At 41.1% G+C, this 20,294-nt stretch carries 19 protein-coding genes; 2 read left to right on the top strand and 17 right to left on the bottom strand.

The window, feature by feature from the left end:
* Window positions 1-203 precede the first annotated feature (203 nt).
* Window positions 204-857: a DUF1803 domain-containing protein gene (locus ACHUFA_RS09340; protein ID WP_222349219.1), complete on the bottom strand. Its 654-nt coding sequence runs from the start codon at window positions 855-857 to the stop codon at window positions 204-206.
* 129 nt (window positions 858-986) lie between these two features.
* Window positions 987-1,922, bottom strand: coding sequence for a manganese-dependent inorganic pyrophosphatase (locus tag ACHUFA_RS09335; protein WP_394405705.1), 936 nt, complete (start codon window positions 1,920-1,922; stop codon window positions 987-989).
* A 151-nt stretch (window positions 1,923-2,073) separates the two neighbouring features.
* On the opposite strand from ACHUFA_RS09335, the gene ACHUFA_RS09330 reads away from it, so the two are divergent.
* Window positions 2,074-3,771 carry a M3 family oligoendopeptidase gene (locus ACHUFA_RS09330; protein ID WP_394405703.1) on the top strand — a complete coding sequence of 566 codons (1,698 nt, stop codon included), beginning with the start codon at window positions 2,074-2,076 and terminating at the stop codon, window positions 3,769-3,771.
* A gap of 31 nt (window positions 3,772-3,802) precedes the next feature.
* Here ACHUFA_RS09330 and ACHUFA_RS09325 read toward each other — a convergent pair whose 3' ends face one another.
* The 10 genes from ACHUFA_RS09325 to ACHUFA_RS09280 form a co-directional block, all read right to left on the bottom strand.
* Entirely contained in the window at window positions 3,803-4,810 is a 1,008-nt protein-coding gene (locus ACHUFA_RS09325; protein WP_394405701.1) for an NADP-dependent oxidoreductase, read from the bottom strand.
* 90 nt (window positions 4,811-4,900) lie between these two features.
* Window positions 4,901-5,293, bottom strand: a complete 393-nt coding sequence (locus ACHUFA_RS09320; RefSeq protein ID WP_394405699.1) for an iron chaperone — start codon at window positions 5,291-5,293, stop codon at window positions 4,901-4,903.
* A gap of 125 nt (window positions 5,294-5,418) precedes the next feature.
* Window positions 5,419-6,207 carry a pyruvate formate-lyase-activating protein gene (pflA, locus tag ACHUFA_RS09315; RefSeq protein WP_222349207.1) on the bottom strand — a complete coding sequence of 263 codons (789 nt, stop codon included), beginning with the start codon at window positions 6,205-6,207 and terminating at the stop codon, window positions 5,419-5,421.
* A 115-nt stretch (window positions 6,208-6,322) separates the two neighbouring features.
* On the bottom strand, window positions 6,323-8,032 hold the full coding sequence (locus ACHUFA_RS09310; protein WP_394405697.1) for a cache domain-containing sensor histidine kinase: 1,710 nt from the start codon (window positions 8,030-8,032) through the stop codon (window positions 6,323-6,325).
* Complete coding sequence (locus ACHUFA_RS09305) at window positions 8,029-8,763, bottom strand: response regulator transcription factor (RefSeq protein ID WP_222349222.1); 735 nt, start codon at window positions 8,761-8,763, stop codon at window positions 8,029-8,031. The genes ACHUFA_RS09310 and ACHUFA_RS09305 overlap by 4 nt, the downstream gene beginning before the upstream one ends.
* A gap of 50 nt (window positions 8,764-8,813) precedes the next feature.
* Window positions 8,814-9,932, bottom strand: coding sequence for a peptide-methionine (R)-S-oxide reductase MsrB (gene msrB / locus ACHUFA_RS09300; RefSeq protein ID WP_394405695.1), 1,119 nt, complete (start codon window positions 9,930-9,932; stop codon window positions 8,814-8,816).
* A 17-nt stretch (window positions 9,933-9,949) separates the two neighbouring features.
* Complete coding sequence (locus tag ACHUFA_RS09295) at window positions 9,950-10,516, bottom strand: redoxin family protein (RefSeq protein WP_394405693.1); 567 nt, start codon at window positions 10,514-10,516, stop codon at window positions 9,950-9,952.
* A gap of 32 nt (window positions 10,517-10,548) precedes the next feature.
* Complete coding sequence (locus ACHUFA_RS09290; protein WP_394405691.1) at window positions 10,549-10,830, bottom strand: hypothetical protein; 282 nt, start codon at window positions 10,828-10,830, stop codon at window positions 10,549-10,551.
* A gap of 26 nt (window positions 10,831-10,856) precedes the next feature.
* Window positions 10,857-11,576, bottom strand: a complete 720-nt coding sequence (gene ccdA2 / locus ACHUFA_RS09285) for a thiol-disulfide oxidoreductase-associated membrane protein CcdA2 (protein WP_394405689.1) — start codon at window positions 11,574-11,576, stop codon at window positions 10,857-10,859.
* A 337-nt stretch (window positions 11,577-11,913) separates the two neighbouring features.
* Window positions 11,914-13,254, bottom strand: a complete 1,341-nt coding sequence (locus ACHUFA_RS09280) for a hemolysin family protein (protein ID WP_394405687.1) — start codon at window positions 13,252-13,254, stop codon at window positions 11,914-11,916.
* Window positions 13,255-13,380: 126 nt separating this feature from the next.
* Here ACHUFA_RS09280 and ACHUFA_RS09275 point away from each other — a divergent pair, with 126 nt between their 5' ends.
* On the top strand, window positions 13,381-14,160 hold the full coding sequence (locus tag ACHUFA_RS09275; RefSeq protein ID WP_394405685.1) for an ABC transporter ATP-binding protein: 780 nt from the start codon (window positions 13,381-13,383) through the stop codon (window positions 14,158-14,160).
* A gap of 37 nt (window positions 14,161-14,197) precedes the next feature.
* Here the strand turns inward: ACHUFA_RS09275 and ACHUFA_RS09270 are convergent, their stop codons facing one another.
* The 5 genes from ACHUFA_RS09270 to ACHUFA_RS09250 all read right to left on the bottom strand — a co-directional run bounded on the left by ACHUFA_RS09270 (window position 14,198) and on the right by ACHUFA_RS09250 (window position 20,236).
* Window positions 14,198-15,634 carry a glycoside hydrolase family 32 protein gene (locus ACHUFA_RS09270; RefSeq protein ID WP_394405683.1) on the bottom strand — a complete coding sequence of 479 codons (1,437 nt, stop codon included), beginning with the start codon at window positions 15,632-15,634 and terminating at the stop codon, window positions 14,198-14,200.
* A gap of 46 nt (window positions 15,635-15,680) precedes the next feature.
* Window positions 15,681-17,300: an ABC transporter substrate-binding protein gene (locus ACHUFA_RS09265; protein WP_394405681.1), complete on the bottom strand. Its 1,620-nt coding sequence runs from the start codon at window positions 17,298-17,300 to the stop codon at window positions 15,681-15,683.
* A 55-nt stretch (window positions 17,301-17,355) separates the two neighbouring features.
* Window positions 17,356-18,243: a carbohydrate ABC transporter permease gene (locus tag ACHUFA_RS09260; RefSeq protein ID WP_394405679.1), complete on the bottom strand. Its 888-nt coding sequence runs from the start codon at window positions 18,241-18,243 to the stop codon at window positions 17,356-17,358.
* 11 nt (window positions 18,244-18,254) lie between these two features.
* Window positions 18,255-19,196 (bottom strand): ABC transporter permease, encoded by a 942-nt coding sequence (locus ACHUFA_RS09255; RefSeq protein ID WP_222349190.1) that lies wholly within the window; start codon window positions 19,194-19,196, stop codon window positions 18,255-18,257.
* Between the two features lie 74 nt (window positions 19,197-19,270).
* On the bottom strand, window positions 19,271-20,236 hold the full coding sequence (locus tag ACHUFA_RS09250) for a LacI family DNA-binding transcriptional regulator (protein ID WP_222349188.1): 966 nt from the start codon (window positions 20,234-20,236) through the stop codon (window positions 19,271-19,273).
* Window positions 20,237-20,294: the final 58 nt, after the last annotated feature.

Here is a 20,294-nt window from a genome sequence, read left to right as displayed (position 1 = left end):
AGCATAGCTGGTGGTTTTCTCATTTTTCTCTCCGAGAAAAACTGGCTGGAAGCCATCAGTAAAAAGGAGCTGGACTTGAGTCCAACTCCTAAATTTATATTCGTTAGAATAACAAAAGATAATGATTGCTATCTTTGTTGTTCACTTCATAAGTTGTTATGAGTTCTTTCATACAGCCTTTAGCGCTTTGCCTAGAGGCAATCTTATTTTCCCTCAAATACCAAGCTTTCCTTGTCCATTTTCATGGTAAGCCGATAGCTTGTTTCATCTACTGGTTCAATAAAGCCAAGGAGAACCAAGGCTTGAACAAACACTTCCGACCGTTTTTGGAGGAGAATTTCTTTACGAGTAAATTTCAGTAAGAAGGTTGTCATATATTTAAGGGCATAGGCTGGATTGACATCGCCTAGCAGGTCGTATAAAACTTGTTGCTCCGCTGACAAAGGCAACTGTTCCCGCATTTTATAAAAGTAGGCATTGAGCGTCAATTTTTCCCGCATAAAATCCACTTGCTCTCGGATTACTAAAGCATTGGTTTCATTTGGCAGGTCAATGCTGAAGGTCAACTGCTGCAAGTCAGTATAGACAGGTGATTGGTCATCCACAAAGACCTCCTGACCAAATTCCAGCTGGTCACAAGACGTCAAGAGTTCAAATTGATTGCGATAGCGGCGATTTTCACGAGCAATATAGCCCGCCTCAATATAGGCATCTAACAATTTATCCACATTTTTAACAGTTGGAAAAGCCTTCTTGATGTCCCGCAGGATAACCTCTTCCTTATCCGCCAGATAGTTGATCAAATCTTGGAAAAATACTTGTTTAGTCAGTTTTGTAGGATTTATTACGATAATCATGACATTATTATAGCATAAAAGAGTGTGAGGGCTAAATCGTGATTTCAAAGAAAGCGATTTTGTCCTCCTACCTCCGCCCAGTTGACTAGATTACCATTAAAAAACCTAGGATTTCCTAGGTTCTACATCTTATGCATTAAAGCTTTCTGTCAATTGTGGAACAACTTGTTTCTTACGAGAAACTGCACCTGCAAGGAAAGCGTAGTTGTTTTCAAGTTTGAAGTTGAAGGCTGCTTCGACCTTGTCCATGTTGGCACCAAGAGCCAAGATTTCTGAATTTGAGTTAACAATGTCTGTAATCATCAAGACGAAATCTGAGTAGCCGTTTGCTGATGAAGCTGCTGTCATGGCTGCTTCGATTTCTGCTTGGCGTTCCAAAACTTCTGCAATATCAACTGTATTAACTTGAGCAACACGGACTGCATTGCCATTCAATTCAAATGTTTTAGCATCAATGTCAATCAATTCTTCAGCTGACTTGCTAGCCAAGTTTGTACCAGCTTTAAGAAGAGCTAAACCATATTCTTCCAAGTTGACACCTGCAAGCTCTGCCAATTCTTTAGCAACTTCTGGGTCTGACACATGAGTTGTGGGGGATTTGAGCAAGAGCGTATCTGAAATCAAACCTGACAAGAGGAGACCTGCTACTTCTTTTGGAATAGTGAGGCCTGCTTCTTTTGACGCACGGTAAACGATAGATGATGCTGAACCAACTGGTTCCACGCGCATGTAAAGTGGGTTTGCTGTTTCAAAGTTTGCTACACGGTGGTGGTCGATAACTGCTACAACTTCAACATCACGGATGTCTGAAATAGACTGTTGGAACTCATTGTGGTCTGTCAAGATGACTTGGCTGACACCTTCTGCCTTAGCTGAAGTTACTACACGCGGTGCGGTTACGCCAAAATAGTTCAAGGCAAATTGTGTTTCTTCATTTGGCTCACCCAAAAGAACAGCTTCTGCATCGCGCCCCCAAACCTCACGCTCTAAGTAAGCCCAACCATAAGCTGAAGCAGTTGCATCCGTATCAGGATTTTGGTGACCAAAAACTAAAAATTTAGACATGTTCTTACCTCTTTTAATAGATTCATCCTATTTTACCATATTTTAAGCTTGAAGGGAATGAGTGAAAACTCCATTTGCCAGCTTTCCTAAAAAAAGGTAAGATAGTAGATATAGCAAACGGGGAAATGCCCGTGTTTTCAAAGGAGTACCTATGAAATTTTCAGATTATACCTACGTCCGCCCAGACTATGAGGCTTTGAAATTACAAATGGCCGAGCTAACAGCTGACTTGTCTGCTGCGGCAACAGCAGACACTGCTCTTGCTATCGTCAAACAAGTGACAGCTATCAACGGAACCATTGATACCCAGGCAAATCTTTGGAGTATCCGCCATTCGATTGATATGAATGACGAGTTTTACAATGAAGAAACCAAGTTCTGGAATGAGTATTCGCCACTTTTTGATGAACTCATGACCAACTACTACCGTGTCGTGGTAGCTAGTCCTTTCCGCAAAGAATTGGGGGAATTTTTGCCAGAAACTTTCTTTATGTTGGCAGAAAATAAACTTCAAACCTTCTCATCTGAAGCCATTCCTCTTTTCCAAAAGGAAAATCAGTTAATCGACCGCTACAATAACCTCATGGCAACTGCTCGTTTGGACTTCCGTGGTCAGACTTATAACCTCTCTCAAATGGGACCTTTCAATCAGTCAACAGATCGTGCAACCCGTAAAGAAGCAAGCGAAACTATTACTGGCTACTTTGTGGACCATGAAGCTGAATTTGACGATATCTATGACCAGTTGGTTAAAGTGCGTCACGAGATTGCCACTACTCTTGGCTTCAAAGACTATGTCGAATATGGCTATAAGATGATGAACCGCTTCGACTACAACCGCGACATGGTCAAGACCTACCGCGAAGAAATCTTGAAATTGGTTGTACCGATTGTTAACAATCTCCGCGAGCGCCAAGCAAAACGTATCCAAGTACCTCAACTCAAACATTATGACCTTGTTTTAGAATACTTGAATGGGAATGCAACTCCACAAGGCACACCAGAACACCTTGTCCAAGAAGCACAAAAAATGTACCGCGAACTCTCTCCAGAAACAGGCGAATTTTTCGACTACATGGTGGAAAATGAACTCCTCGACTTGGTTGCAAAAGATGGTAAAGATACTGGTGGCTACTGCACTTACATTTATGACTACAAGAGTCCATTCATCTTCTCAAACTTCAATGGAACTAGTGGCGATATCGATGTCTTGACTCATGAAGCAGGACACGCCTTCCAAGTTTACAATTCACGCTGGATTGTCGCTCCAGAATCTATCTGGCCAACCTACGAATCTTGCGAAATTCACTCTATGTCCATGGAATTTATTACCTGGCCATGGATGGTTCTCTACTTCAAAGAACAAGTTGACAAGTACAAATTCAGCCATTTATCTGGTACGCTCTTCTTCTTGCCATACGGTGTTCTCGTCGACCATTTCCAACACGAAGTCTATGAAAATCCAAATATGACACCAGCTGAACGCAAGGCAACTTGGCGCCGTTTGGAAAAAATGTACCTCCCTTCAAAAGACTATTCTGAATCTGAAGCCTTGGACCGTGGTATCTTCTGGTACCGCCAAGGACACATTTTTGCCAGCCCGTTCTACTACATTGACTACACCTTGGCTCAAGTCTGCGCCCTCCAATTCTGGAAACGCACACAAGTGGACCATGACGAAACTGCTTGGGAAGACTACCTCCGCATCTGTAAAATGGGTGGAACAGGAACCTTCCTCCAAATCGTGGAAGCTGCTGGTATTCAATCTCCATTCCAAGAAGGAGCCTTGGAAGCAACCCTCACGGCTGCTTCTGACTGGCTTAACGCCGTTGATGATAGTAAATTGTAAGCAAAAATCCTACCCGTCGGTAGGATTTTTCTTATACTTCCTGCACACGCAGGATAGACTTTCCTTTTGAGCCCCCCTGACGCAATTTGTTTAGGGCTATATTAATCTCTTCAAAGGCATAAACTTTGTCAATGAAAATAGGAATTTGTTTTTCTGAGAAAATCCGAGAAATTTCCCGCAACTGTTGACCTTCTGAATGTACAAATATAAAGTGATAGGTCTGCTGATTCTTTGCAGCTAGCTTGTCATATTTCCGCCCTACCAAACCAAATAACAGCTGTTTGAACATCGACAAGCCCATTTCTTTTGCAAAAGCACGATTTGGCATCCCATCTAAACTGACCAGGCTCCCACCTTTTTTCAAAATAGAAAACTGCTTAACTAGCTCATCGCCACCCAGTGTGTCAATAACATAGTCCACATTCGACAGCAAGTCTGCGTAATCCTCTGTCTGGTAGTCAATAAATTGATCCACACCCAAAGACAGCATGCGCTCCTTATGAACAGCTCGGCCATTGGTCACCACGCGCAACCCACGCGCCTTAGCCAAGGGAATGGCCATAGCCCCAAAGCCACCTGTCCCACCTGAGATAAAAATAGTCTTTCCAGCTTCTACCTTCAGTAAATCCAAGGCTTGATAGGCTGTCAAAGCCGTCAAGGGCACACCAGCCGCCTCCTCAAAACTCAGATAATCTGGCATAGGCGCAATTTCTGTCGCAGCAATAGCCACATAATCCGCAAAGGCCCCAGGCTCTTCTAAGGTCATCCGTCCGTAAACTCGGTCTCCTACTCGAAACTCCGTTACGTCTGGTCCCACTTCCTCGATAATACCAGAAAATTCATTTCCCGACGTGAATGGTGTTTTGTAAGGTAAAATCGGTCGAATCCCGCCTGTCATCAATTTGTAGTCAAGAGGGTTGAGTCCCGCTGCAAGGACCTTTACCAGCACTTGATGGGCTGAAATAGCTGGTTTAGGTAGTTCTACGATTTCTAGATCAAAGGGTTCTTTTGCATATTTTGTTTGTTGAATGGCTCGCATATCGTCTCTTTTCTTACTATTTAGTGATAATATAGTATAGCACAATTTTCCTAGATTTAAAAAAAATATGACCTCAAATGAAATGAGATCTTATTTTTTATTTTCCTTTACTTTCGATAAATTTATCTCTTCCTCAAAAGTCCATCTTACAATTTCCTGAATAAAGTCAAGTGGAATTTCTTGGTCATAAGGAAATTTTATTGTTCCCTTGCTGTAGGCCAGATTTCTTTCAACTAATTGCGCAGCAAAATGCTCCACACCACGCGCACCAGGATACAGGCCCAGATGTGCCTTCTGCCCCGCAAAATGAATCAGATTGTGCCCATACCAATAAGTCGGCATGCCGTAGGAAAATCGCTCTACCGCTTCAGGCAAAACCTCCTGAATAGCTTGACGTACCGATTTCAAAACAGCAGCAATCTCTTCAGGACACGACGCAATATACTGCTCCACTAACTCTGGCTGGCTCTCCATTTTTTTCATAATTTCTTCCTCACTTACAAGTAGATTAGTTTTATTTAACACTTTTTAAATTTACTTTATTATTTTAGTTAAAATTATACTTATCATCCAAAAATGCCCTGAGCGTCCTCAGAGCATTAGTTTATCTATCCACGAATCCGGTTGAGGTATTCTTGATAAGACTCAGTGTCCATCAGTTTCTTGGCATTCTCCACACGGTCTTTTGTTGGTGGCTTGGTTCCTTCCAAAGGATAGGGTCTACCCAATTCACGCCACTTGAATTCACCCAAATTATGATAAGGAAGAACTTCAAAACGCTCCACATTGGTCAAGGTCTTCACAAATTCACCTAGATTTGCCAAATCCTCATCACGGTCTGTCAAATCCGGCACCAAAACGTGGCGAATCCAAACTGGTTTTCCAATGTCAGACAGGTAACGTGCACATGCCAAAATCGTTTTATTGCTATGTCCTGTTACGATTTTGTGCTGGTCAGGATTGATTTCCTTGATGTCCAAAAGAACCAGATCTGTCACTGCCATGAGTTTCTCATATTTTTCCAGATAGCGAGGAGTATTACGGAAGGTAAGAGCACATGTATCCAAGGTTGTGTGAATGCCTTGCTCTTTAGCCAAGGTAAAGAGGGCTATCAAAAAGTCAATTTGAATGGTTGCTTCACCACCTGAAACAGTGATGCCACCTTCTTTTCCCCAAAATCCCTTATAACGCAAAGCTTCATTAAGGACATCCTCAGCGGTTCTCTCTGTCGCCATCGGATTGACCAATTCCCATGTATCAGGGTTATGGCAATATTGGCAACGCATATGGCAGCCCTGCATGAAAATAACGAAGCGCACGCCAGGACCATCTACAGACCCAAAACTTTCAGTTGAGTGCACCAAACCAGTAACATTTCTGTAATCGATTTCTTCCATTTTTACTTCCTATCTTTCCCTTCTGCTATTATATCACGAATTGAAAGAAGAAGCGGAATAAATAACTGAAAATACCTGACTTATTTTTCAGTTTCACGAGAAAAAGTTCAGACACTTACAGCGACTTTCTAGGTAAGAATAAACTAATTTCAGTAAATGCATCAGGCTCTGATTTAATTTCCATATGGTAGGCTGAGCCAAATTGCAATGCCAATCGTTGATCAACATTTTTCAAGCCAATACCGCCTTGATGAACTTTCTTATCAGACTGAGTAATTACATCCTCTGTAGGCATACCTTTTCCGTTATCATGAATCGTAATCCGTAAATGCTTTTCTGTTTCGCTGACCCGAATGGTAATGACACCCTTACGCTCCACTTCCTTTATACCATGATAAATCGCATTTTCTACAATCGGTTGCAAAACTAATTTGGGTAATTGATAGTCTGCATAGGAAGGCAATTCTTGGAGGTCATATTGTAACTTGTCACCATAGCGTTGCTGTTGGATAAACAAATATTGACCCACATGTTCCAATTCATCTTTCAGACTAATCTGCTCATTTCCCTTGTTGAGGGCAATACGAAAATATTTAGCCAAAGCTTTGGTAATCTCCACCACGCGCTCACGGTCATTAAATTCTGTCATCCAAATAATGGTGTCCAGTGTATTGTACAAAAAATGAGGATTGATCTGACTAGCCAGTGCCATCAGTTCGTACTCTCGTATATCTTGTTCCTGCTTTTTTACGGACAACATTAAGGAGTCAATCTGGTCCAACATTTTATTAAAATAACGTGACAAATCCAATACTTCAGCCGCACCAGCCTCCTTGGCGCGAAGATGAGCCTGCCCTTGACCGATTGCTAAAATAACTTGTTGCAAATCACGAATGGGCTTCAACCATATCCGAATAACCGAGGCAGATCCCAGACCTGAAATCACCAGTGCTGCCAATCCTGCTCCCAAGAAAGAATAGAGTATTTGCTGACGAATCATCTGGACTTCATCTAGAGAAGAAACGCCGACCAAAGTCCATTCACTCTCTGGAATAGCCAACTGATAGACAAATTCTTTGTGGGAAGGTACATAACCATTTTCGACTTGCAAATATGACTTCATAGCATCCATTTCCTCTTTAGAAGAATAGACTGTCTTCTGAGGATGGTAAACAAACTCCTTTTTCTGATTCACAATAAAGGCAAAACCTTGTTTCCCCAGTTTCAACTGATCTAAATAATTTTCAAGGCTATGATAGTCAATATCCAAGCGCAAAACACCCTTATTTTTTCCTCTTGCATCCACAATCTCTCGTGTAACAGAGATGACCCACTGTTCTCCTTTTTTCGTCAGAGATTCTTTGCGAGCCGGTGTCAATACAGGCATTGCTTTTTGGTCAATGGCTGCCTGATACCAGGCTTCAGACATCATATCACTTGACGTTTTCATCACCAGCTGCTTATCCGTGGACACGATTTGCCCCTCTTTGGTGACCAAAACAGCAGACACCAAATCAGTATCTCCCGCAATGAGACTCTCCATGAGAAAGGACAACTCCTCTTTATGAGCTTGATCTGGTTGCTCAATGAAGTCCCGCAACAATTGGTTACTAGCCAAACTATTGCTGGTCTGTTTGAGTTTATCCAAGTAAGCCGTGATAAAATGCCCACTTTGCTGTAAACTGTCCCGTGTTTTTTGCTCAGTCAACTGACTAATAGCACTGGAACTAGTTCGATAGTAAAAAGTTCCAACACTTCCTATTAGTGCAATCATGACAAGAAAACTATAGAAAAAAAGCTGAACCGCCAAGGAATATTTTCTCATCTCGTTTCCCCTTTCCGAAATTGACGTGGTGTCACACCAACGGTCTGCTTAAAGCGTTGGGAAAAATAATTCATATCCCAAAATCCGACTTTTTCAGCAATTTCATAGATTTTCAAATCAGTCGTCAAAAGGAGATACTTGGCCTGTTTCATCCTTTCTTGATTCAGATAATCTTGAAAATTCAAGCCCACATCTTTCTTAATCAGCACACTCAGATAATTAGGACTAAAGCCCAGTTGATCAGCCAGCTGTTTTAGTGAAAAATCACAATTACTCAACTGACTCCTAATCTGTTCCTGCAAATCAGAAACTTCCCCTTGTACAAGGTACTCTTCCAATTGCTCTATTTTCGTATCCTGTGCTAACTTGGTTTGGATTTTAGTTAATATTTCCTCTACATCTGCTTTGCTAAAGGGTTTGAGCAAGTAATCATCCGCCCCTAATTTTAGGGCTGAAAGGGCATAGTCAAATTCATCATAACCTGTTAAGAAAACCAAGTGGCAGTTTGGCTGCTCTTCTTTGATCAATTGAGCTAGTTGAATCCCATTCATCTTGGGCATATTGATATCTGTCAAAACGATATCAAAAGGCTGGGCTTGAAATAATTCCCAAGCCTTCCGACCATCTTCCGCTTCTGCCACTTTTTCAATTTGAAATTTTTCAAAGTCAATAAGAGAACAAATACCTTGGCGAACCAGGTATTCATCCTCTACGATTAATATTGAGTAAATAATCTTCACCCTCTTGTCTGTTCATTTTACACTTCATTATAACAGAAAGGCTAGGTATAGGCTAGAAGGTAGCCATAGCCTTGCTTTTCCATTTCTGCCTTTGGAATGAAGCGAAGAGATAGACTGTTGATACAATAGCGCAAGCCACCCTTGTCTTTTGGACCATCCGTAAAGACATGTCCTAGATGCGAATTTCCTGACCGACTCCGTACTTCTGTCCGTACCATATTGTAGCTCGTATCTTCCTTGTAATTGACTACATCAGGACTAATGGGGCGTGAAAAACTTGGCCATCCACAACCTGACTCAAACTTGTCCTTAGAAGAAAAGAGGGGTTCATTCGTTACAATATCGACATAAATTCCATCTTCAAACTGGTCCCAATAACGATTGGAAAAAGCTTTCTCTGTATCATTTCCTTGAGTAACAGCATACTCTTCCTTGGACAATTTTTGCTTGACTTCCTCGTCACTAGGTTTTAGATACTTACTTTCATCGATCACTGGATAATCAGCTTCCTGAACATTGATATGGCAGTAGCCATTTGGATTTTTTTGCAGATAATCTTGATGGTAATCTTCAGCTAAGACATAATTCTTAAGCGGCAGGGCTTCTACCACTATCGGTTTGTCAAATTTCTTAGACAAATCTTCCAAAGATTGCCGAATAACTGTCTCTTCCTCTTTATTGACAAAGTAAATACCTGTTCGATACTGACTACCACGATCATTCCCTTGTTTATTTAGACTGGTTGGGTCAATAATCCGAAAATAATGAAGCAACAAATCGCGTAGGCTAACCTTGCTAGCGTCATATTCAACATGGACTGTTTCGACATGTCCTGTTTGTCCAATCAATTGGTAATTGGTGGTGTCACTCTTACCGTTGGCATAACCTACTGTTACATCAACAACACCATCTACACGTTCAAAATACGCTTCTACTCCCCAAAAACAGCCACCAGCTAGATAAATTTCTTTGAGATTTTTAGGATCTACCTTAGACCGATCCACCTTCTTAACCTTACTACTCATTTCTTGTACAACTGGGACTGAGACCTTTTTCTTCATTTGAGATGCTAATTCTATTTTCATAAACAGAATAGCAGATAAGAAGATGAGCGCTAAAATTCCGACACCAACGAGTAATGATTTAGTCTGAGGTTGCATATTATGCCTCCATTTCCTTAACCGATCGTTTCAAATGTTTTGAGAATATCCTCTTTTTCCAAATGACCGGGCAGCGTTTTAGAAACTTTACCATCCTGATCAATAAAGACTGAAGTTGGATACACTCGGACACCGTAGTATTCAATCAATTTCCCACTAGGGTCCAGTAAGACTGGTAAATGTTTGTAATCCAATCCTTTGTACCAATTTTTGAAATCCGCTTCAGATTGTTCTCCTTTATGGTTAGGAGAAACAACCGATAAAATAACTGTATCTTCTGGCGCATCTTTGGCTAAGTCATCAATTTCTTCCAATCCAGCTAGACAGATTGGACACCAAGAAGCCCAAAATTTGATATACACTTTTTTACCTTTAAAATCAGATAGGCTATAAGTCTTGCCATCAACAGCCTGTAACTGAAAGTCTTGGTCATTTGACGATGCTGCCGCATTGGACATTTTATCAGAGCTTTCTGCCATTGCTGGAGAAGGGGCTTTCTCTGTACTAGATTTTCCTGATGTTGAACAAGCTCCTAGTAAGCTAGTACAGGTTAAAACCATCGTAAGCATTCGGAGTTTTTTCATCTTTGTTCCTCCATTCTTAAACACTAATGAATCTAATTTTTATTATTTTTCATCGTTTTATCTGACATATTATCGTCTGACATCTTGCTGTCTTGCATTTTATCATCCTTCATGTTATCGTCTGACATCTTATCATCTTTCATATTGTCACTTGACATCTTGTCATCTTTCATGTTCTTGTCAAACTTATTCTTTTCTTTTTGCATCATAGAAGAATCGCTATTCTTAAGCTGGTCTGATTTTTGTTGGGTTGAGCAGGCTACAAGGAAGGTTCCGCAAGCGACAAGTGTAATAAGTGTATGTAATTTTTTCATGATTGATACTCCTTTATATTTAAAAATTAGTTAAAAATTGTTTCAAAAAATGCCGTGATAGCATCTACTTTTCCTAAGAGAAGAATGAGTCCCATTAGGATAATTAAAGCACCACCTACTTTTTTCATGGTCATCATATGAGGTTTGAGCTTATTAAACTGATTGACCAAAGCGGTGCTAGATAGTGTGATAAGAAGGAAAGGAAGTGACAAGCCAAGTGTATACACCAATAGCAAGAAGCCACCTTGAAGCGAACTTCCACCACCAGTTGCTGCCAATCCTAAAACAGAGCCAAGAACTGGACCAACACAAGGTGTCCAACCAAAGCTAAAGGTTAATCCTAATAAAAAGGCAGATAACAAGCCATTTTTATTTTGAAAATTAAAGCGAAGCTGTTTCTGTTTTTGTAGGCTGCTGATATTGATCAGTTCCATCTGATGAGCTCCTAGGACAATAATCACCAATCCCATTAGTATCCTAAATCCTGGACTATTCAATATACCGCCCAGACTGGCTGCACCAAAGCCCAATAACAGAAAAACAGAGGATAGGCCAACTATAAAAGTCGCTGTCTTTAATAAACTGTACCAGTTCAAGGAAAAACCAAGAATCTTGATGGTTCTCTCCTTACTGTCATCCAATAAAATACCGAGGTAAACGGGTAATAATGGAAAAATACATGGAGAGAAAAAGGATAGTATTCCCGCTGCAAAAACGGAAAATACGAAGATAAGGGATGTTCCCATGTTTAACTCCTTTCAAATTTTGTTTACATGGATAGTATAATCTAAGATTTATCTAGAAAATATGGGCAATTCTTCTTAAAAACTTGAATTTAATATGGTCTTCATTTGTTTTAATAAAAAATTCTTGAAACGTGAGTAAATCCATGTCTCAAGAATAATTTACAATTGTAACAAGTTCATCATTTAGATTGATTCACTCAAAAATAGGATTTATCTAGAAATCTTAGTGTCTAGCAACTTAGTGGGTGTTTATCTTATTTTCCCTTCTAAGACCAACTGATTTGACGACAAAAAAAGGCTTGCAGTCTATCCAACTGCTCACCTTATTAATTTATTTCTATTCTTTACTATCTTCTTCCGTTTCAATCTTGGTCAACAAGAGCTTGATTTTAGTGACACGACCATTTTTCACCTTGTCGTTAATCAAGACTAAGTGATAGTCATTGCTGTCCACTTCAAAGCTCATCTTTTCCTCTTGACTCGGAATGGTCCCGACACCTGTCAGATAGTAGCCAGCAATGGTGTCCACATCATCGCTTTCCAACTCTGTACCAAAGTGCTCATTGAAGTCATTGAGGGTCATATTCCCCTGAACAATATAAGTCTGGTCTGCAATTTCACGGACAAAAATCTCTGTCTTATCCGTTTCATCATCAATTTCTCCAACAATTTCTTCCAACAAATCTTCCAGAGTGACCAAACCAGCCACTCCACCGTATTCATCAAGAAGAATAGCCATTTGATTTTGCGTATTACGGAGTTCCGTCAAGAGATCATCCACGAAAATCGTTTCTGGAACAAAGAGTGGTTCCTGTAAAATCTTGCGTAGATTGATATTTTCAAAACCATTTGTAAAACCTTCTGACAAGAGGCGCTTGGTATGAATGAGACCAATCACCTTGTCCTTGTCATCTTCATAGACAGGAATTCGGGAGAAATTTTGCTTGAGAATGTCTTGGATAATACTCTTAACATCATCCTCGATATCGACCATGAAAGCATCCGTCCGAGGCACCATAACCTCACGCGCCACCATTTCGTCCAAGGAGAAAATCCCCTGCAACATCTCAATCTCGTCCGCATCCAGACTTGTCGCTTCACTCTTAGTCAGCATGTACTCAATCTCATCTCGGGTCATCTGCTCATCCGCATCATCAAAAGTCATGGGTGTAATCCGAGACAAGAGATTTGTGGATGCAGACAAGAGCCAGACAAAGGGGCTCACAATCTTCCCTAAGAAAATAATTACTGGCGCAGTCACAACGGCTAGATTTTCTTTCATATTCATGGCAATCCGCTTCGGATACAATTCCCCCAAGACGATCGATACGAAGGTCAATAATGCCAAAGCAAACCAATAACCTGCTGTCTGCGCCGTTGAAGAATTTCCCAACCAACCCGCAAATACCTTACCCAAGTCACTAGCTAAGCTCGCCCCTGATAAGATTGAAATAAAGGTAATGCCAACTTGAATGGTTGACAAAAAGTTGTTAGGATTGTCTAGCACCTTGACCAGACGAATATACTTTTTCTCCCCTTCAGCCGCTTTTTGCTCTACACGAGAACGATTGAGCGACACTAATGCCATCTCAGAAGCTGAGAAAAAGGCATTGAGCAGGGTTAGAATAAAAAGGATCAAAATTTGCAAATAAATGGTCTGACTACCAGGGTCTTCCATGTCGGTCTCCTATGTCTATAATTTTAGATAACAGTCCCATTATATCATATTTTTAGATTTGGAGGGAAATTATTCATTTTCTAGCATTTCTATGATAAAATAGGAAAAACATTTGTGAGGTGATCCATGATTCTATCCATGCAAGATTTATCCTATCGTCGCCAAGGAAAGACGATTTTAGAAGACATTAACTGGCAAGTTAGAAAAGGAGAAACTTGGGCCGTTCTTGGGCTAAATGGTGCTGGAAAATCCACTCTCTTACGGATTATCATGGCTGAATTTTGGAAAAGTTCTGGTGAATTGCAGGTCTTGGGCGTTACCTTCGGTAAGGGAGATATTCCCAGCCTCCGCAAGAAAATTGGCATCGTCGGTTCCTTCCTAGCCGAACGCTTCCCAACTGACCTCTACGCCGAACAAATCGTGCTAACAGGCAAGTACAAATCCTCCATCCTCTACCGCGAATATGGACAAGCCGAACTGGACCAATCCCGACAAATGCTCTTAACTATCCAAGCAGGGCACTTGATTGGTCGCCGCTACAATAGCTTATCACAGGGTGAACGGCAGCTACTACTCATCGCGCGTAGTCTCATGGAAGAACCTCAAATTCTCATCCTAGATGAAGCAACCGTCGGATTAGACCTACTGGCACGGGAATGTCTTCTCAAGCACATCGACCGCATTTGCCAGCTGAAAAATGCACCAGCTATTATCTATGTGACCCACCATGCTGAAGAAATCACGGCTCCATTTAGCCACGTCCTCCTCCTCAAAGAAGGAAAAGTTCTAGCGCAAGGGCCCAAGGAAGAAATCCTTACTCCAGAACTCCTAGGCGATTTTTACGGCAACCAGGTCGAACTCATCCCGCTAGGCGACCAACGAATCTTTATTAAACCATTACTATAGCAAAAAGCTCCGCTTTACAAGCGAAGTTTTTTTCTTATTACAAAATTTCGGAAAGGCTAGCAAGAACTCTATCTTGCCCCTGCAGGTCTAGGTGGAGTCGTCTCTCTCCTTCAATATAAAATGTCGTTGACAAACTTTCTCGTCCGTCATTGACCAAGACATCCAAGGCGTGCCCGTCTACAATAACTTCCAGTTTATATAAGCTAGATAGAGCCAATGTCCGTTTTTCAACAGAAACTTTCTCTTCTCCCTTGATGGCCAAAGCCAGACCTGTTCGATCTAAAGCTAAGATATCGTCTTGGTAGCTCAGGATTAATTTGTCTTGCTCAGAGCCGATGATGAGGCTTCCTTTCTCAACAACTCCTTCCAACAAGAGATGAATCGGTCCTGACAGAACTTCTTCTAGCGATACTTGCTCAGCTTCAGCTGATTGAAGGAGCTTCAGCTCTGCTTTTTCCAAAGGAAAGACCTGTTGCAAGAGGCCATCACGCAAGCGTAATTCCCGTGGGAAGGTCATACTGCCAGCCCATGCATGTTTGAGTTCATGCGTTGGAATATTACGTCCCCACATTTGTTGCCAAGCAATCATAATCCGTCTGCCGTCCTTGTCTTCCAAGGTTTGCGGTGCATAGAAGTCTTGACCATGGTCGATTTCTTTCACATCCTCTGCTACAAACTCAAGCCTTTCCCAGTCTACTTTTCCTGAAAATATAACGCTAGAATTGATGTTGGCATAGTCATGTTCTGTCCGCTTAAAGCGCATTGGAGACACGACCAGCAAGTCTTGTCCATCAATTTGGAAATAGTCTGGGCATTCCCACATGAAACCTTGTTCTGGTAGACCTTTTAGAAAGACTGAGGCAAACTCCCATTTTTCCAAATCATCCGAAACGAAAAGTAAAACTGCTCCGACCTGGTCCACATGCTGAGACACAATGACTGAATAGTAACGACCGTCCTTTTCAAAGAGTTTCGGATCACGGAAATCAGGCTTATTAAAGCCTTCTGGCAAGTCAGCCCCTGTTAAAACTGGATTGCAGGCCAATTTTTCAAAATGAATCCCGTCCGTCGAATAAGCCATATTCTGAATCTGACGATTTTCCCCATTTTCATCCACAATATTTCCCGTGTACATCAGCCACAACTTATCCCCTTTGACAATGGCCGAACCTGAGAAACAGCCATTATTGTCATAAGGCATATCTGATGCCAAAGCTACGGGCAAGTGTTCCCAATGCACCAAATCGGTCGAACGAGCATGTCCCCAATGCATCGGTCCCCAACAACTATCATAAGGATAGTACTGGTAAAACAGATGATAGGCATCCTGGAAATAAACCATACCATTTGGATCGTTAATCCAGCCAACTGGAGCTGTAAAATGCACCTGTGGTCGGAAAGTCGTGTCAACATCTGCCGCATGCTCTTTAATGAACTGGTTGGCGGCTGCAACCGTAAATTCTCTTTCAGTCATGTGCTACTTCTTTCTAATAAAGGAACGGGGACTAAGCCCCACTTTTTTATTTGTTTTCTGTTTCAAGATATTTGTCGTAGTAAGATTGTTTGATTTGCACCCACTCATCCAAGTTGAAGCGTTGCAATTCTTTCAAGTAGTCTGCCCACTCGTTTTCTACACCACCGTTTACAATCCATTCAGAACGTTTGCGGTTGACATAGTCCATGAGGTCCGCATTGATTTGTTCAATACGTTTCAAGTCTTTTTCTTCCATAAAGACACGTGGGTAGATATTGTCATTGCCCATGTATGGCACGTAAGTTTCTTTGAGCCAATCCAAGCGGTAAGCTGCGTCGTCTGGCATTGTTGTCACAGTTCCATAGTATTCGTCAAGGATAGCAAGACCACCACCAACTTCTGTCTTCTGACGGAGTTCACCTGGTGCAGTACCGTCAAGCGGCAAGTGTTTGAGCATATTGCTAGCTTTGTCAAATTCAAAGATATTTTGTTGTTTCTTATCGCCGTATGTTCCCCAGTTATTTTGAACAGACTGGAGTGGTTCATACATTTTATCCAACCATTTAGCTGTCAATTCTAAGTTTTTATTAGCACTTGTGATGACAACACGGTCACGTGAGAAGCCGAGATTGTTGGTACGAGTGACATTTTTCTTACCATCAGGTCCAGCAAGTACAGGCAATAGGCTATAACTATCATTTGCACCAGTTACATTAGCCTTATCCCAAGTGAAGTAAACACCATAGACATTTTGGCTACCTTTAGAAATATAGGTATTCCAATCTTGCTCAAAAGCCTCTGTATCAATCAAGCCTGCTTCATAAAGCTTGCGCATAAATTGCACACCTTCTTTATAGTCTTCGTTATCAGCTGTGAAGTCTACTTTACCGTCATTTCCAACTACCAAGTGGTCGTCGTTATCCCCGATACCAAAGGCACCAAAGAGAAGTTTAAAGTCTTCGTTACCACCATTATTAATAAAGGAAATTGGAATTTCATCCGCTTTACCATTGCCGTTCGGATCTTTTTCCTTAAAGGCTTTCAGAACTGTAATCAACTCATCTGTTGTCGTTGGCATTTTCAAGCCCAATTTATCCAACCACTCTTGGTTGATGAAGGCCATATCGTTTACACTGTGGATAGACTTTTTGCCTGCACCCAATTCTTCAATCCATGGAAGAGAATAAATGTGACCATCTGGCGCTGTCACCATTGACTTGTACTCAGAATTTTCATCCAAGACTTTTTGAAGATTTGGCATGTAATCCTTGATTAAATCTTCAACTGGAACAATTACACCATCCTCAGCCCAGCTCATCAAATCCACATCTGAAGCAGCTGCATTCCAGAAGACATCTGGCAAATCGCCTGATGAAATATCCAAGTTGCGTTTTTCAGCGTAGTCATTGGTATAGTTTGTCCAGTCAATATGGACATTGGTATCCTTTTCCAAACGTTTGTAAATCAGCTTATTATTAGGATCTTCGGGAGCCAATGTTGAACTGCTAGTTACAATTTTCAAGCTAACCTTGTCCTTCAAAGGGAAAGAAACATCTTTCAATTTGTAATCCGGTGATGAAGTAGATGAACTTGAACCACAAGCTACCAAAGCAAGTGTAAAAAGAGTTGCAACGCTCAAAAGAGCGACTTTTTTAAATGAACGCATAAATGCCTCCTAAGATTATTTTCTTTTTATTACCAAATGAAGTGAGTGAAAGGATTTAACCTTTAATAGAACCCATCATAATACCTTTATCAAAGTATTTTTGGAAGAATGGATACATGATCAAGAGCGGAGCTGTCGAGATGACAATGGTTGCATACTTGATCATTTCTGCAATTCGTTTCAATTCCATCATAGCTGTCTGACTACCAATCATATTGTTGTCAACTGTATTTTGAATCAGAATGTCTCGCAAGACCAATTGCAATGGTTTCAAGTTTGGATCCTTGAGATAAATCATGGCATCAAAGTATGAATTCCATTGGCCAACAAAAGCATAAAGAAAGAGAACAAACATAATCGGTTTTGCCAGTGGCAACATGATTTGAATGAAAATCTGGAAATCATTAGCACCGTCTAATTTAGCTGCTTCCACCAATTCCTCAGGAACTCCCTGGAAGAAGGTCCGCGCCATGATGATATTCCAAACATTGACCGCACCTGGAAGCAAGATTGCCCAAACCGTATTCAACATCCCCAAATTTTTAATCAACAAGTAGGTCGGAACCAAGCCACCACCGAAGAACATGGTGAAGACCAAGAAACCATTGATTGCCTTACGACCTACCAAGTCTTTTTTGGACAAGGGATAGGCTGTCAGCATGGAAATGGCAACTGTAATGGTCGCAAAACCTACTGAATAAAAGAGAGAATTGATAAATCCTCGAAGGATTGAATCATTTGAGAAAACCCGTTGATAACCTTCAACCGTCCAGTCTTTAGGATCAAAACTCAAGCCCTTTGACAAGAGAACGGACGGTTCGATAAAGGAAGCCAAGAGGATGTAAATGAGTGGCACGATGGTCACAAGAACAATCAAAGCCAGTAAAATTTTGTTGATAAACAAGACACGCTTATCAAAATCTGTCTGCATACTTGCATTCATTACGTAACCTCCTATAATCCTTCGCCATCATTGAGACGTTCCACAATCTTATTCACAACCAGCAAGAGGATAATATTGATAACTGTATTAAAAAGTCCTACCGCTGTTGAATATGAGTAATTCCCCGAAACCAAACCTTGCTTGTAGACATAGGTTGAAATGATTTCTGAAGCTGTTAAGTTCAAACTAGTCTGCATGAGGAAGGCTTTTTCGTAACCGACACTCATGATATTTCCCGCTGCCAAGATAAATTGGATGACCATGACTGGCTTGATGGCTGGAATATCAATATGCCAAATCCGTTGAAGAATATTTGCCCCGTCAAGTTTCGCCGCTTCAATCAAATCCTGACTGACATTGACCAAGGTTGCTGTATAAAGCGTTGAAGCCCAGCCCATTCCTTGCCAAATTCCACTGGCAATATAAAGCGTTCTGAAATAATCAGGCTCAGTCAAGAATTTCGCTTTCATTCCAAACATACCAAGCATGGCATTTACAGGTCCCTCTGCTGAGAAGAAGAGGAAAATCATACCAACGATAACCACCAGAGAGATAAAGTTTGGTGCGTAGAGGATCAGTTGCAATTTCTTCTTAATCTTATCGCTAGCTAATTGGTTAACCATAATAGCTAGGATAATCGGTGGAAAGAAGCCCCATAATAAACCAAAGATACTGAGCTTCAAAGTGTTTCCCAGTAAGAGCATGAGATTTGGTGCAGAAAGGAAGGTCTTAAATTCTTGAAAACCAACCCACGGACTGCCCATAATTCCTTTCAAAGGATTGTAGTCTTTGAAAGCAATCAGTACACCATACATTGGGACATAACGGAAGATGATTGTCAATATAAGCCCTGGAATTAGCATCATATAGAGGGTACGGTGATTTTTGATATGCACCCATTTGCTATTGCTTTTGGTCGTTTTTTTGACCACTCCTGCAACGTGACTTGCCATAAGATTCTCCTTTTGTTTTTTGAAACGTTTCCATTTCTTTCTGAAAGTTAATATCTGTTACCAGAGATAGAACATTATTTAGTTGTATTACCTTCTTGATAGGAAACCGACAGAACACTAAAGCGCTCAAAAGTTTCTCCGTTTATCATTTTCAGCAATGAATCAACCGATTTGATGGCCATTTGGTCAACTGGCTGGCGGATCGTGGAGACCACATTATCCCGTTCATTAGCCATTTTGATACCGTCACAGCCAATGACTTGAATATCTTCTGGTACTCGTTTTCCCATTTTAACCAGGATTTTCATAACATCCAGCGCCATAAAATCATTGATGACAAAGAGTCCGTCAATACTTGGATTTTCTGTAATAAATTTTTGAACCTGTTTATCAAAGTGCTGAATGGGTTCAGGCATAAGAAGATAGGTATTCTCCACACCGGCTTCCTCGCAAGTTTTTGTAAAATACATCTGCCGCTTGCCAATTTCTGTCGGGTATTTGGGTTTTCCACCGATATAAGCTAGCGACTTGCACCCTTTGGCCATCAGTGTTTTGGCAGCCAAACGTCCAGCCTGTTCATTATCTGCTGAGACAGATACCACATCATCTGAAAAGTGTCGGTCAATGCTGACGAAGGGGAGATTGGAAGAAATATAGGGATCAATATCACTATAGGTGATTCCGATAATACCGTCTACCTTATTCTGTTGCATCATCTTGATGTATTCCAGCTCTCGCTCAGAATTACTATCTGAGTTACACAGCATGCATTTGTAGCCATTATGAGCTAGTTCATTTTCCACATAGTAGGCAAATTCTCCATAAAAAGGATGCCAAACAGTTGGAATGATCAAGGCGACTACATTGGTTTTTTGCAACTTCATGCCACGAGCATAAGAATCAGGTTCGTAGTTGAGTTCTTCTATAGCAGCTAGCACCTTGGCCTTGGTCACTTCCTTAACAGAGCCATTATTGATCACTCTGGAAACTGTTCCAACACCAACCCCTGCAAGCTGAGCCACATCTTTCATGGTTACCATAGAATCCCCTTTCTATTGCGTTTCTTGTTTTTTGGAAACGTTTCTACTTTTTAAGTAT

This window comes from Streptococcus hepaticus, from assembly GCF_043656315.1.
GTDB classification, from domain to species: Bacteria; Bacillota; Bacilli; order Lactobacillales; family Streptococcaceae; genus Streptococcus; species Streptococcus hepaticus.
This window is presented reverse-complemented; position numbering and strand designations above follow the sequence as displayed.

What these genes read in the sequence shown, in the direction of transcription:
- ACHUFA_RS09275 (WP_394405685.1), top strand. Translation starts at nt 13,381, where the DNA reads ATGATTCTATCCATGCAAGATTTATCCTATCGTCGCCAAGGAAAGACG.
- ACHUFA_RS09295 (WP_394405693.1), bottom strand. Translation starts at nt 10,516, where the DNA reads ATGAAAAAACTCCGAATGCTTACGATGGTTTTAACCTGTACTAGCTTA.
- msrB (WP_394405695.1), bottom strand. Translation starts at nt 9,932, where the DNA reads ATGCAACCTCAGACTAAATCATTACTCGTTGGTGTCGGAATTTTAGCG.
- ACHUFA_RS09260 (WP_394405679.1), bottom strand. Translation starts at nt 18,243, where the DNA reads ATGAATGCAAGTATGCAGACAGATTTTGATAAGCGTGTCTTGTTTATC.
- ACHUFA_RS09280 (WP_394405687.1), bottom strand. Translation starts at nt 13,254, where the DNA reads ATGGAAGACCCTGGTAGTCAGACCATTTATTTGCAAATTTTGATCCTT.
- ACHUFA_RS09325 (WP_394405701.1), bottom strand. Translation starts at nt 4,810, where the DNA reads ATGCGAGCCATTCAACAAACAAAATATGCAAAAGAACCCTTTGATCTA.
- ACHUFA_RS09330 (WP_394405703.1), top strand. Translation starts at nt 2,074, where the DNA reads ATGAAATTTTCAGATTATACCTACGTCCGCCCAGACTATGAGGCTTTG.
- ACHUFA_RS09320 (WP_394405699.1), bottom strand. Translation starts at nt 5,293, where the DNA reads ATGAAAAAAATGGAGAGCCAGCCAGAGTTAGTGGAGCAGTATATTGCG.
- pflA (WP_222349207.1), bottom strand. Translation starts at nt 6,207, where the DNA reads ATGGAAGAAATCGATTACAGAAATGTTACTGGTTTGGTGCACTCAACT.
- ACHUFA_RS09270 (WP_394405683.1), bottom strand. Translation starts at nt 15,634, where the DNA reads ATGACTGAAAGAGAATTTACGGTTGCAGCCGCCAACCAGTTCATTAAA.
- ccdA2 (WP_394405689.1), bottom strand. Translation starts at nt 11,576, where the DNA reads ATGGGAACATCCCTTATCTTCGTATTTTCCGTTTTTGCAGCGGGAATA.
- ACHUFA_RS09310 (WP_394405697.1), bottom strand. Translation starts at nt 8,032, where the DNA reads ATGAGAAAATATTCCTTGGCGGTTCAGCTTTTTTTCTATAGTTTTCTT.
- ACHUFA_RS09265 (WP_394405681.1), bottom strand. Translation starts at nt 17,300, where the DNA reads ATGCGTTCATTTAAAAAAGTCGCTCTTTTGAGCGTTGCAACTCTTTTT.
- ACHUFA_RS09340 (WP_222349219.1), bottom strand. Translation starts at nt 857, where the DNA reads ATGATTATCGTAATAAATCCTACAAAACTGACTAAACAAGTATTTTTC.
- ACHUFA_RS09290 (WP_394405691.1), bottom strand. Translation starts at nt 10,830, where the DNA reads ATGAAAAAATTACATACACTTATTACACTTGTCGCTTGCGGAACCTTC.
- ACHUFA_RS09255 (WP_222349190.1), bottom strand. Translation starts at nt 19,196, where the DNA reads ATGGCAAGTCACGTTGCAGGAGTGGTCAAAAAAACGACCAAAAGCAAT.
- ACHUFA_RS09335 (WP_394405705.1), bottom strand. Translation starts at nt 1,922, where the DNA reads ATGTCTAAATTTTTAGTTTTTGGTCACCAAAATCCTGATACGGATGCA.
- ACHUFA_RS09250 (WP_222349188.1), bottom strand. Translation starts at nt 20,236, where the DNA reads ATGGTAACCATGAAAGATGTGGCTCAGCTTGCAGGGGTTGGTGTTGGA.